Annotated in this window: 20 protein-coding genes and 1 pseudogene; 20 read left to right on the top strand and 1 reads right to left on the bottom strand. The window is 49.7% G+C overall.

Going from position 1 to position 9,650, the window contains the following annotated elements; all coding sequences use genetic code 11:
• From tuf to bfr, 3 genes and pseudogenes are all read left to right on the top strand, one after another.
• Positions 1 to 215 (top strand): annotated as a pseudogene (gene tuf / locus ACHHZ7_RS24240) (elongation factor Tu); the annotation flags it as partial.
• Between the two features lie 185 nt (positions 216 to 400).
• The gene (gene bfd / locus ACHHZ7_RS24235) at positions 401 to 595 is read left to right on the top strand and encodes a bacterioferritin-associated ferredoxin (RefSeq protein ID WP_003031111.1); all 195 of its coding nucleotides are present in this window, start codon (positions 401 to 403) and stop codon (positions 593 to 595) included.
• 71 nt (positions 596 to 666) lie between these two features.
• Complete coding sequence (bfr, locus tag ACHHZ7_RS24230; RefSeq protein ID WP_003827773.1) at positions 667 to 1,143, top strand: bacterioferritin; 477 nt, start codon at positions 667 to 669, stop codon at positions 1,141 to 1,143.
• On the opposite strand, the gene ACHHZ7_RS24225 is transcribed toward bfr, so the two are convergent.
• Entirely contained in the window at positions 1,140 to 1,607 is a 468-nt protein-coding gene (locus tag ACHHZ7_RS24225) for an A24 family peptidase (RefSeq protein ID WP_057067314.1), read from the bottom strand. The genes bfr and ACHHZ7_RS24225 overlap by 4 nt on opposite strands.
• Before the next feature lie 379 nt (positions 1,608 to 1,986).
• On the opposite strand from ACHHZ7_RS24225, the gene rpsJ reads away from it, so the two are divergent.
• From rpsJ to rplF, 17 genes are all read left to right on the top strand, one after another.
• Complete coding sequence (rpsJ, locus tag ACHHZ7_RS24220) at positions 1,987 to 2,298, top strand: 30S ribosomal protein S10 (protein WP_001181005.1); 312 nt, start codon at positions 1,987 to 1,989, stop codon at positions 2,296 to 2,298.
• 32 nt (positions 2,299 to 2,330) lie between these two features.
• Positions 2,331 to 2,960, top strand: coding sequence for a 50S ribosomal protein L3 (gene rplC / locus ACHHZ7_RS24215; RefSeq protein ID WP_003031117.1), 630 nt, complete (start codon positions 2,331 to 2,333; stop codon positions 2,958 to 2,960).
• 10 nt (positions 2,961 to 2,970) lie between these two features.
• A complete protein-coding gene (gene rplD / locus ACHHZ7_RS24210; protein WP_003031119.1) occupies positions 2,971 to 3,576 on the top strand; it encodes a 50S ribosomal protein L4 in 606 nt (201 codons plus the stop codon).
• The gene (rplW, locus tag ACHHZ7_RS24205; protein WP_000617546.1) at positions 3,573 to 3,875 is read left to right on the top strand and encodes a 50S ribosomal protein L23; all 303 of its coding nucleotides are present in this window, start codon (positions 3,573 to 3,575) and stop codon (positions 3,873 to 3,875) included. The genes rplD and rplW overlap by 4 nt, the downstream gene beginning before the upstream one ends.
• A gap of 17 nt (positions 3,876 to 3,892) precedes the next feature.
• Positions 3,893 to 4,714 carry a 50S ribosomal protein L2 gene (gene rplB / locus ACHHZ7_RS24200; RefSeq protein WP_000301869.1) on the top strand — a complete coding sequence of 274 codons (822 nt, stop codon included), beginning with the start codon at positions 3,893 to 3,895 and terminating at the stop codon, positions 4,712 to 4,714.
• 16 nt (positions 4,715 to 4,730) lie between these two features.
• Positions 4,731 to 5,009 carry a 30S ribosomal protein S19 gene (gene rpsS / locus ACHHZ7_RS24195; protein ID WP_001138115.1) on the top strand — a complete coding sequence of 93 codons (279 nt, stop codon included), beginning with the start codon at positions 4,731 to 4,733 and terminating at the stop codon, positions 5,007 to 5,009.
• A gap of 14 nt (positions 5,010 to 5,023) precedes the next feature.
• Entirely contained in the window at positions 5,024 to 5,356 is a 333-nt protein-coding gene (gene rplV, locus ACHHZ7_RS24190) for a 50S ribosomal protein L22 (RefSeq protein WP_000448832.1), read from the top strand.
• Positions 5,357 to 5,373: 17 nt separating this feature from the next.
• Positions 5,374 to 6,075, top strand: a complete 702-nt coding sequence (rpsC, locus tag ACHHZ7_RS24185; protein WP_000529945.1) for a 30S ribosomal protein S3 — start codon at positions 5,374 to 5,376, stop codon at positions 6,073 to 6,075.
• A 12-nt stretch (positions 6,076 to 6,087) separates the two neighbouring features.
• A complete protein-coding gene (gene rplP / locus ACHHZ7_RS24180) occupies positions 6,088 to 6,498 on the top strand; it encodes a 50S ribosomal protein L16 (RefSeq protein ID WP_000941208.1) in 411 nt (136 codons plus the stop codon).
• Positions 6,498 to 6,689 (top strand): 50S ribosomal protein L29, encoded by a 192-nt coding sequence (gene rpmC, locus ACHHZ7_RS24175; RefSeq protein WP_000644742.1) that lies wholly within the window; start codon positions 6,498 to 6,500, stop codon positions 6,687 to 6,689. The genes rplP and rpmC overlap by 1 nt, the downstream gene beginning before the upstream one ends.
• Positions 6,689 to 6,943: a 30S ribosomal protein S17 gene (gene rpsQ, locus ACHHZ7_RS24170; protein ID WP_003031120.1), complete on the top strand. Its 255-nt coding sequence runs from the start codon at positions 6,689 to 6,691 to the stop codon at positions 6,941 to 6,943. The genes rpmC and rpsQ overlap by 1 nt, the downstream gene beginning before the upstream one ends.
• 163 nt (positions 6,944 to 7,106) lie before the next feature.
• Positions 7,107 to 7,478 carry a 50S ribosomal protein L14 gene (gene rplN / locus ACHHZ7_RS24165; RefSeq protein WP_000613954.1) on the top strand — a complete coding sequence of 124 codons (372 nt, stop codon included), beginning with the start codon at positions 7,107 to 7,109 and terminating at the stop codon, positions 7,476 to 7,478.
• 10 nt (positions 7,479 to 7,488) lie between these two features.
• Positions 7,489 to 7,803 (top strand): 50S ribosomal protein L24, encoded by a 315-nt coding sequence (gene rplX / locus ACHHZ7_RS24160; RefSeq protein ID WP_003031122.1) that lies wholly within the window; start codon positions 7,489 to 7,491, stop codon positions 7,801 to 7,803.
• Between the two features lie 14 nt (positions 7,804 to 7,817).
• Positions 7,818 to 8,357, top strand: coding sequence for a 50S ribosomal protein L5 (rplE, locus tag ACHHZ7_RS24155; protein WP_003031123.1), 540 nt, complete (start codon positions 7,818 to 7,820; stop codon positions 8,355 to 8,357).
• Between the two features lie 14 nt (positions 8,358 to 8,371).
• On the top strand, positions 8,372 to 8,677 hold the full coding sequence (gene rpsN, locus ACHHZ7_RS24150) for a 30S ribosomal protein S14 (protein ID WP_003031125.1): 306 nt from the start codon (positions 8,372 to 8,374) through the stop codon (positions 8,675 to 8,677).
• A 30-nt stretch (positions 8,678 to 8,707) separates the two neighbouring features.
• Positions 8,708 to 9,100: a 30S ribosomal protein S8 gene (rpsH, locus tag ACHHZ7_RS24145; RefSeq protein ID WP_003031127.1), complete on the top strand. Its 393-nt coding sequence runs from the start codon at positions 8,708 to 8,710 to the stop codon at positions 9,098 to 9,100.
• A gap of 12 nt (positions 9,101 to 9,112) precedes the next feature.
• On the top strand, positions 9,113 to 9,646 hold the full coding sequence (gene rplF, locus ACHHZ7_RS24140; RefSeq protein WP_003031129.1) for a 50S ribosomal protein L6: 534 nt from the start codon (positions 9,113 to 9,115) through the stop codon (positions 9,644 to 9,646).
• Positions 9,647 to 9,650 lie beyond the last annotated feature (4 nt).

The raw sequence follows: 9,650 nt of genomic DNA, 5'->3' as shown, positions 1-9,650 counted from the left end.
TCAAAGGCTACCGTCCGCAGTTCTACTTCCGTACTACTGACGTGACTGGTACCATCGAACTGCCGGAAGGCGTAGAGATGGTAATGCCGGGCGACAACATCAAAATGGTTGTTACCCTGATCCACCCAATCGCGATGGATGACGGTCTGCGTTTCGCAATCCGTGAAGGCGGCCGTACTGTTGGTGCGGGCGTTGTTGCTAAAGTAATGAGCTAATTATTGATTAATTAGCTTTGAGCTTAAAAAGGGCGCTTCGGCGCCCTTTTTGCTACCTGCAATTTAGTCGTTGTCATATTTATTCGCATTTTTTATTCATTCTCCCGCTGCGTAAATCGCGTTGTGCTATTGTAATCATAACTATTCTCATTTACACTTTGCGCAGAAATTGAACGGGAGCGATCATGTACGTTTGTTTGTGTAATGCGATAAGTGATAAAAAAATACGTCAGGCTGTTCGCCAGTTTCATCCTCAGTCTTTTCAGCAATTACGTAAATTTATTCCTGTTGGAAATCAATGCGGTAAGTGCATTCGTGCTGCCCGCGAAGTCATGCAGGATGAATTAACGCAAATGCCAGAATTTAAAGAGATCGCCTAAGTCACACTCTTTTTTTTGACATCCCTGTAGCCCCATCTACGCTCTAAGAGTGGAAGCGGAGGGACTATAAAATGAAAGGTGATGTTAAAATCATAAATTATCTCAATAAACTATTGGGAAATGAGCTTGTCGCGATCAACCAGTATTTTCTCCATGCTCGTATGTTTAAAAACTGGGGACTGACTCGCCTCAATGATGTTGAGTACCATGAATCTATCGATGAGATGAAACACGCTGATAAATATATCGAGCGTATTTTATTCTTAGAAGGGATCCCGAACTTGCAGGATCTTGGCAAGTTGGGTATTGGCGAAGACGTTGAAGAGATGCTGCAATCCGATCTTCGACTCGAACTCGATGGTGCTAAAGACTTACGTGAAGCCATTGCCTATGCCGATAGCGTTCATGATTATGTCAGCCGGGATATGATGATTGAGATCCTGACTGAAGAAGAAGGGCATATTGACTGGCTCGAAACCGAGCTGGACCTGATTGCAAAACTTGGCTTACAAAATTATCTGCAATCGCAAATTAAAGTCAGTGACTAACCGCCCTGTATCATACTTACCAGGCCAATAACAAAACCCGCAGCCGCCAGATATGGCCCAAATGGCAGCGGGTTTTTTAGTACCTGTTTCCCGTAACGGACGCAGGAAATCCCGGTGAGGCAACATGCCATACCCGCGGCAAGTAAAACCAAAAGTGGTAATGATTCCCAGCAATGCCATGCGCCTAGCGCGGCAAGAAATTTGACATCACCAAAGCCTAACCCTTCCTGTCGGCATATCAAACGATACCCCCAGTAGAACAAAGCAAATACCCCATAGCCCGCTACAGCACCCCAAAGCGCGTCGGATAACTGTGCAGGTCTGCAGCATTGATGATAAATAAGACCGCCCCACAAAAGAGGGCAGGTAAATTTGTCGGGCAGCAACCCGGTACGTAGGTCATGGACTAAGAGCAGCCCTGATAGCGAAACATAAATCAACAGAAAGGGGAGGTCGATGTACATGGGCAAGCCTTATCTGGTAAAGAGTTTACCTTCAGGTAAACCCGGCGGCCCTACAAGCCTGGGATATGGGTTATGGATGCTCTCTTCCACGGAAAACGCGTTGCACCACAGGACATACAATCAGAGTGGAAGGAGCGCCGCATTGGTGAACGAGTGATTAATTTATACGCGGCACTTGCTTAAGACTGAGATTTACGTATAATGCGCGGGCTTGTCTAATATTGACAGCGGTTCGATATGAGCCACCGGTACTGCGAAAGCAATACCAGACAATGTTCCCAATCGGGGAACTCTGTAAGAACGGTTACACTCTCCCATCAATCGTAATGGGTTTGAGGAGTAACTATTTCGTCTATAAAATAATTGGAGCTCTGGTCTCATGCAGAACCAAAGAATCCGTATCCGTTTGAAAGCGTTTGATCATCGTCTGATCGATCAATCAACCGCGGAAATCGTCGAGACTGCCAAGCGCACTGGTGCGCAGGTTCGTGGTCCGATCCCGCTGCCGACCCGCAAAGAGCGTTTCACCGTTCTGATCTCCCCGCACGTCAACAAAGACGCGCGTGATCAGTACGAGATCCGTACTCACAAGCGTCTGGTTGACATCGTTGAGCCAACTGAAAAAACCGTTGATGCTCTGATGCGTCTGGACCTGGCTGCCGGTGTAGACGTGCAGATCAGCCTGGGTTAATCAGGTCATCGAGCGATTGAGAGGTTGATACAATGATTGGTTTAGTCGGTAAAAAAGTGGGTATGACCCGCATCTTCACTGAAGATGGCGTATCTATCCCAGTAACCGTTATCGAAGTTGAAGCAAACCGCGTTACTCAGGTTAAAGATCTGGCTAACGATGGCTATCGCGCTGTTCAGGTTACCACCGGTGCTAAAAAAGCTAACCGTGTAACTAAGCCGGAAGCTGGCCACTTTGCTAAAGCTGGCGTAGAAGCTGGCCGCGGCCTGTGGGAATTCCGTCTGGCAGATGGTGAAGAATACACCGTTGGTCAGAACATTAGCGTTGAACTGTTTGCTGACGTTAAAAAAGTTGACGTAACCGGTACCTCTAAAGGTAAAGGTTTCGCTGGTACCGTTAAGCGCTGGAACTTCCGTACCCAGGACGCTACTCACGGTAACTCCTTGTCTCACCGCGTTCCGGGTTCTATCGGTCAGAACCAGACTCCGGGCAAAGTGTTCAAAGGCAAGAAAATGGCAGGTCAGCTGGGCAACGAACGTGTAACCGTTCAGAGCCTGGACGTAGTACGTGTTGACGCTGAGCGCAACCTGCTGCTGGTTAAAGGTGGTGTTCCGGGTGCGACCGGTTGCGACCTGATCGTTAAACCAGCTGTGAAGGCGTAAGGGGATAGCAATGGAATTAGTATTGAAAGACGCGCAGAGCGCGCTGACTGTTTCCGAAACTACCTTCGGTCGTGATTTCAACGAAGCGCTGGTTCACCAGGTTGTTGTTGCTTATGCAGCTGGTGCTCGTCAGGGTACTCGTGCTCAGAAGACTCGTGCTGAAGTAACTGGTTCAGGCAAAAAGCCGTGGCGCCAGAAAGGTACCGGCCGTGCGCGTTCAGGTTCTATCAAGAGCCCGATCTGGCGTTCAGGTGGCGTGACCTTCGCTGCTCGTCCACAGGACCACAGTCAAAAAGTTAACAAAAAGATGTACCGCGGCGCGCTGAAAAGCATTCTGTCCGAACTGGTACGTCAGGATCGTCTGATCGTTGTCGAATCATTCTCTGTAGAAGCGCCTAAAACTAAGCTGCTGGCACAGAAACTGAAAGACATGGCTCTGGAAGATGTGCTGATCATCACCGGTGAGCTGGACGAAAACCTGTTCCTGGCTGCGCGCAACCTGCACAAGGTTGACGTACGCGATGCAACTGGTATCGACCCGGTTAGCCTGATCGCCTTCGACAAAGTCGTAATGACTGCTGATGCTGTTAAGCAAGTTGAGGAGATGCTGGCATGATTCGTGAAGAACGTCTGCTGAAAGTGCTGCGCGCACCGCACGTTTCTGAAAAAGCGTCTACTGCGATGGAAAAAACTAACACCATCGTTCTCAAAGTTGCTAAAGACGCGACCAAAGCAGAAATCAAAGCTGCTGTGCAGAAACTGTTTGAAGTCGAAGTCGAAGTCGTTAACACCCTGGTAGTTAAAGGGAAAGTTAAACGTCACGGACAGCGTATCGGTCGTCGTAGCGACTGGAAAAAAGCTTACGTCACCCTGAAGGAAGGCCAGAATCTGGACTTCGTCGGCGGCGCTGAGTAAGTCGGAGGAGTAATACAATGGCAGTTGTTAAATGTAAACCGACATCTCCGGGTCGTCGCCACGTTGTTAAAGTGGTCAACCCAGAGCTGCACAAGGGCAAACCTTTTGCTCCGCTGGTTGAAAAAAACAGCAAATCCGGTGGTCGTAACAACAATGGCCGCATCACCACTCGTCACATCGGTGGTGGTCACAAGCAGGCTTATCGTATTGTTGACTTCAAACGCAACAAAGACGGTATCCCGGCAGTTGTTGAACGTCTTGAGTACGATCCGAACCGCTCCGCGAACATCGCGCTGGTTCTGTACAAAGACGGTGAACGCCGTTACATCCTGGCCCCTAAAGGCCTGAAAGCTGGCGACCAGATTCAGTCTGGCGTTGATGCTGCAATCAAAGCAGGTAACACCCTGCCGATGCGCAATATCCCGGTTGGTTCTACCGTTCATAACGTAGAAATGAAACCAGGTAAAGGCGGTCAGCTGGCACGTTCCGCTGGTACTTACGTTCAGATCGTTGCTCGTGATGGTGCTTATGTCACCCTGCGTCTGCGTTCTGGTGAAATGCGTAAAGTCGAAGCAGACTGCCGTGCAACTCTGGGCGAAGTTGGCAATGCTGAGCATATGCTGCGCGTTCTGGGTAAAGCAGGTGCTGCACGCTGGCGTGGTGTTCGTCCTACCGTTCGCGGTACTGCGATGAACCCAGTCGACCACCCACATGGTGGTGGTGAAGGTCGTAACTTTGGTAAGCACCCGGTAACTCCGTGGGGCGTTCAGACCAAAGGTAAGAAGACCCGCAGCAACAAGCGTACTGATAAATTCATCGTACGTCGCCGTAGCAAATAATTTTAGAGGATAAGCCATGCCACGTTCTCTCAAGAAAGGTCCTTTTATTGACCTGCACTTGCTGAAGAAGGTAGAGAAAGCGGTGGAAAGCGGAGACAAGAAGCCCCTGCGCACTTGGTCCCGTCGTTCAACGATCTTTCCTAACATGATCGGTTTGACCATCGCTGTCCATAATGGTCGTCAGCACGTTCCGGTATTTGTTTCCGACGAAATGGTCGGTCACAAACTGGGTGAATTCGCACCGACTCGTACTTATCGCGGCCACGCTGCTGATAAAAAAGCGAAGAAGAAATAAGGTAGGAGGAAGAGATGGAAACTTTAGCTCAACATCGCCATGCTCGTTCTTCTGCTCAGAAGGTTCGCCTTGTTGCAGACCTGATTCGCGGTAAGAAAGTGTCGCAGGCTCTGGATATTCTGACCTACACCAATAAGAAAGCGGCTGTACTGGTTAAGAAAGTCCTGGAATCTGCCATTGCTAACGCTGAACACAACGATGGCGCTGACATTGACGATCTGAAAGTTACGAAAATTTTCGTAGACGAAGGCCCGAGCATGAAGCGCATTATGCCGCGTGCAAAAGGTCGTGCAGATCGCATCCTGAAGCGCACCAGCCACATTACTGTGGTTGTGTCCGATCGCTGAGACTCTGGAGACTAGCAATGGGTCAGAAAGTACATCCTAATGGTATTCGCCTGGGTATTGTAAAACCATGGAACTCAACCTGGTTTGCGAACACCAAAGAATTCGCTGACAACCTGGACAGCGATTTTAAAGTACGTCAGTACCTGACTAAGGAACTGGCTAAAGCGTCTGTATCTCGTATCGTTATCGAGCGTCCGGCTAAGAGCATCCGTGTGACCATTCACACCGCTCGCCCGGGTATCGTTATCGGTAAGAAAGGCGAAGACGTAGAAAAACTGCGCAAAGTCGTAGCGGATATTGCTGGCGTTCCTGCTCAGATCAATATCGCCGAAGTGCGTAAGCCTGAACTGGACGCAAAATTGGTTGCTGACAGCATCACTTCTCAGCTGGAACGTCGTGTTATGTTCCGTCGTGCTATGAAGCGTGCTGTACAGAACGCAATGCGTCTGGGCGCTAAAGGTATCAAAGTTGAAGTTAGCGGCCGTCTGGGCGGCGCGGAAATCGCACGTACCGAATGGTACCGCGAAGGTCGCGTACCTCTGCACACTCTGCGTGCTGACATCGACTACAACACCTCTGAAGCGCACACCACTTACGGTGTAATCGGCGTTAAAGTGTGGATCTTCAAAGGCGAGATCCTGGGTGGTATGGCTGCTGTTGAACAACCGGAAAAACCGGCTGCGCAACCTAAAAAGCAGCAGCGTAAAGGCCGTAAATAAGGAGCGTCGCTGATGTTACAACCAAAGCGTACAAAATTCCGTAAAATGCACAAAGGCCGTAACCGCGGTCTGGCTGCTGGCGCGGATGTTAGCTTCGGCAGCTTCGGTCTGAAAGCTGTTGGCCGTGGTCGTCTGACTGCCCGTCAGATCGAAGCAGCACGTCGTGCTATGACCCGTGCAGTTAAGCGTCAAGGTAAGATCTGGATCCGTGTATTCCCGGACAAACCGATCACTGAAAAGCCGCTGGCAGTGCGTATGGGTAAAGGTAAAGGTAACGTGGAGTATTGGGTTGCCTTGATTCAGCCGGGTAAAGTCCTGTATGAAATGGACGGCGTACCGGAAGAGCTGGCCCGTGAAGCATTCAAGCTGGCAGCAGCGAAACTGCCGATTAAAACCACCTTTGTAACTAAGACGGTGATGTAATGAAAGCAAAAGAGCTGCGTGAGAAGAGTGTTGAAGAGCTGAACACCGAGCTGCTGAATCTGCTGCGTGAGCAGTTCAACCTGCGTATGCAGGCTGCAAGTGGCCAGCTGCAACAGTCTCACCTGTTGAAGCAAGTGCGTCGTGACGTCGCACGCGTTAAGACTTTACTGACTGAGAAGGCGGGTGCGTAATGACCGATAAAATCCGTACTCTGCAAGGTCGCGTTGTTAGCGATAAAATGGAGAAATCCATCGTTGTTGCTATCGAACGTTTTGTGAAACACCCGATCTACGGTAAATTCATTAAGCGTACGACCAAACTGCACGTACATGACGAGAACAACGAATGCGGTACTGGTGACGTGGTTGAAATCCGCGAATGCCGTCCGCTGTCCAAGACTAAGTCCTGGACGCTGGTTCGCGTTGTAGAGAAAGCCGTTCTGTAATACAGTAGGCATTCTCAACGAATAAACGGCTCAGCGATGAGCCGTTTATTTTTTCTACCCATATCGTTGAAGCGGTGTTATAATGCCGCGCCCCCGATATGGGGCTTTTTTAACGACCTGATTTTCGGGTCTCAGTAGTAGTTGACATTAGCGGAGCACTAAAATGATCCAAGAACAGACTATGCTGAACGTCGCCGACAACTCCGGTGCACGTCGCGTAATGTGTATCAAGGTTCTGGGTGGCTCGCACCGTCGCTACGCAGGCGTCGGCGATATCATCAAGATCACCATCAAGGAAGCAATTCCGCGTGGTAAGGTCAAAAAAGGTGATGTGCTGAAGGCGGTAGTGGTGCGCACCAAGAAGGGTGTTCGTCGCCCGGACGGTTCTGTCATTCGCTTCGATGGTAATGCATGCGTTATTTTAAACAATAACAGCGAGCAACCTATCGGTACGCGTATTTTTGGGCCGGTAACTCGTGAACTTCGTAACGAGAAGTTCATGAAAATTATCTCTCTGGCACCAGAAGTACTCTAAGGAGCGAATCATGGCAGCGAAGATCCGTCGTGATGACGAAGTTATCGTGTTAACCGGTAAAGATAAAGGTAAACGCGGTAAAGTTAAGAATGTCCTGTCTTCCGGCAAGGTCATTGTTGAAGGTATCAACCTGGTTAAGAAACATCAGAAGCCGGTTCCGGCCCTGAACCAACCAGGCGGCATCGTAGAGAAAGAAGCAGCTATTCAGATCTCTAACCTTGCTATCTTCAACGCGGCAACCGGCAAGGCTGACCGTGTAGGCTTTAGATTCGAAGACGGCAAAAAAGTCCGTTTCTTCAAATCTAACAGCGAAACTATCAAGTAATTTGGAGTAGTACGATGGCGAAACTGCATGATTACTACAAAGACGAAGTAGTCGCTAAACTCATGACTGAGTTTAACTACAATTCTGTCATGCAAGTCCCTCGGGTCGAGAAGATCACCCTGAACATGGGTGTTGGTGAAGCGATCGCTGACAAGAAACTGCTGGATAACGCAGCAGCTGACCTGACAGCAATCTCCGGTCAAAAACCGCTGATCACCAAAGCACGCAAATCAGTTGCAGGCTTCAAAATCCGTCAGGGCTATCCGATCGGCTGTAAAGTAACTCTGCGTGGCGAACGCATGTGGGAGTTCTTTGAGCGCCTGATCACTATTGCTGTTCCACGTATCCGTGACTTCCGTGGCTTGTCCGCTAAGTCTTTCGACGGTCGTGGTAACTACAGCATGGGTGTCCGTGAGCAGATCATCTTCCCAGAAATCGACTACGATAAAGTCGACCGCGTGCGTGGTTTGGATATTACCATTACCACTACTGCGAAATCTGATGAAGAAGGCCGTGCTCTGCTGGCTGCCTTTGACTTCCCGTTCCGCAAGTAAGGTAGGGTTACTGAATGGCTAAGCAATCAATGAAAGCACGCGAAGTAAAGCGCGTAGCTTTAGCTGATAAGTACTTCGCAAAACGCGCTGAACTGAAAGCTATTATCTCTGATGTGAACGCGACCGACGAAGATCGTTGGAACGCAGTTCTCAAGCTGCAGTCTCTGCCGCGTGATTCCAGCCCGTCCCGTCAGCGTAACCGCTGCCGTCAAACAGGTCGTCCGCATGGCTATGTGGGCAAGTTCGGGTTGAGCCGTATCAAACTGCGTGAAGCCGCCATGCGCGGTGAAGTACCAGGCTTGAAAAAGGCTAGCTGGTAATTACCAATTGAATCACGGGAGTAAAGACAGATGAGCATGCAAGATCCGATCGCGGATATGCTGACCCGTATCCGTAACGGTCAGGCCGCGAATAAAGCTGCGGTCACCATGCCTTCCTCCAAGCTGAAAGTGGCAATTGCCAACGTGCTGAAGGAAGAAGGTTTTATTGAAGATTTTAAAGTTGAAGGCGACACCAAGCCGGAACTGGAACTTACTCTCAAGTATTTCCAGGGTAAAGCTGTTGTAGAAAGCATTCAGCGTGTCAGTCGCCCAGGTCTGCGCATTTATAAGCGTAAAGACGAGCTGCCGAAAGTTATGGCTGGCATGGGTATCGCAGTTGTTTCTACCTCTAAAGGTGTTATGACTGATCGTGCAGCGCGCCAGGCTGGTCTTGGTGGCGAAATTATCTGCTACGTAGCCTAATCGGAGGAAAAAATGTCTCGTGTTGCTAAAGCACCGGTCGTTATTCCTGCCGGCGTTGATGTAAAAATCAACGGTCAGGTTATTACGATCAAAGGTAAAAACGGCGAGCTGACTCGTACTCTCAACGATGCTGTTGCAGTAAATCATGCAGATAATGCACTGACCTTCGGTCCGCGTGATGGTTACGCAGATGGATGGGCTCAGGCTGGTACCGCGCGTGCCCTGCTGAATGCAATGGTTGTCGGTGTTACCGAAGGCTTCACTAAGAAGCTTCAGCTGGTTGGTGTAGGTTATCGTGCAGCGGTTAAAGGGAATGTAGTAAACCTGGCTTTAGGTTTCTCTCACCCAGTTGACCATCAGCTGCCTGCGGGAATCACTGCAGAATGTCCGTCTCAGACTGAAATCGTGCTGAAAGGCGCTGATAAACAGCTGATCGGTCAGGTTGCAGCAGATCTGCGCGCCTACCGTCGTCCTGAGCCTTATAAAGGCAAGGGTGTTCGTTACGCCGACGAAGTCGTGCGTACCAAAGAGGCTAAGAAGAAGTAAGGTA

This window comes from Citrobacter freundii complex sp. 2024EL-00216 (assembly GCF_043945515.1).
Lineage (GTDB): Bacteria > Pseudomonadota > Gammaproteobacteria > Enterobacterales > Enterobacteriaceae > Citrobacter > Citrobacter portucalensis.
The sequence above is the reverse complement of the archived record's forward strand: the minus strand, read 5'-3'. Positions and strand labels throughout refer to the sequence as shown.

Excerpts from the sequence above, each read along its gene's own strand:
- bfd (WP_003031111.1), top strand. The coding sequence starts at position 401 with ATGTACGTTTGTTTGTGTAATGCGATAAGTGATAAAAAAATACGTCAG.
- bfr (WP_003827773.1), top strand. The coding sequence starts at position 667 with ATGAAAGGTGATGTTAAAATCATAAATTATCTCAATAAACTATTGGGA.
- ACHHZ7_RS24225 (WP_057067314.1), bottom strand. The coding sequence starts at position 1,607 with ATGTACATCGACCTCCCCTTTCTGTTGATTTATGTTTCGCTATCAGGG.
- rpsJ (WP_001181005.1), top strand. The coding sequence starts at position 1,987 with ATGCAGAACCAAAGAATCCGTATCCGTTTGAAAGCGTTTGATCATCGT.
- rplC (WP_003031117.1), top strand. The coding sequence starts at position 2,331 with ATGATTGGTTTAGTCGGTAAAAAAGTGGGTATGACCCGCATCTTCACT.
- rplD (WP_003031119.1), top strand. The coding sequence starts at position 2,971 with ATGGAATTAGTATTGAAAGACGCGCAGAGCGCGCTGACTGTTTCCGAA.
- rplW (WP_000617546.1), top strand. The coding sequence starts at position 3,573 with ATGATTCGTGAAGAACGTCTGCTGAAAGTGCTGCGCGCACCGCACGTT.
- rplB (WP_000301869.1), top strand. The coding sequence starts at position 3,893 with ATGGCAGTTGTTAAATGTAAACCGACATCTCCGGGTCGTCGCCACGTT.
- rpsS (WP_001138115.1), top strand. The coding sequence starts at position 4,731 with ATGCCACGTTCTCTCAAGAAAGGTCCTTTTATTGACCTGCACTTGCTG.
- rplV (WP_000448832.1), top strand. The coding sequence starts at position 5,024 with ATGGAAACTTTAGCTCAACATCGCCATGCTCGTTCTTCTGCTCAGAAG.
- rpsC (WP_000529945.1), top strand. The coding sequence starts at position 5,374 with ATGGGTCAGAAAGTACATCCTAATGGTATTCGCCTGGGTATTGTAAAA.
- rplP (WP_000941208.1), top strand. The coding sequence starts at position 6,088 with ATGTTACAACCAAAGCGTACAAAATTCCGTAAAATGCACAAAGGCCGT.
- rpmC (WP_000644742.1), top strand. The coding sequence starts at position 6,498 with ATGAAAGCAAAAGAGCTGCGTGAGAAGAGTGTTGAAGAGCTGAACACC.
- rpsQ (WP_003031120.1), top strand. The coding sequence starts at position 6,689 with ATGACCGATAAAATCCGTACTCTGCAAGGTCGCGTTGTTAGCGATAAA.
- rplN (WP_000613954.1), top strand. The coding sequence starts at position 7,107 with ATGATCCAAGAACAGACTATGCTGAACGTCGCCGACAACTCCGGTGCA.
- rplX (WP_003031122.1), top strand. The coding sequence starts at position 7,489 with ATGGCAGCGAAGATCCGTCGTGATGACGAAGTTATCGTGTTAACCGGT.
- rplE (WP_003031123.1), top strand. The coding sequence starts at position 7,818 with ATGGCGAAACTGCATGATTACTACAAAGACGAAGTAGTCGCTAAACTC.
- rpsN (WP_003031125.1), top strand. The coding sequence starts at position 8,372 with ATGGCTAAGCAATCAATGAAAGCACGCGAAGTAAAGCGCGTAGCTTTA.
- rpsH (WP_003031127.1), top strand. The coding sequence starts at position 8,708 with ATGAGCATGCAAGATCCGATCGCGGATATGCTGACCCGTATCCGTAAC.
- rplF (WP_003031129.1), top strand. The coding sequence starts at position 9,113 with ATGTCTCGTGTTGCTAAAGCACCGGTCGTTATTCCTGCCGGCGTTGAT.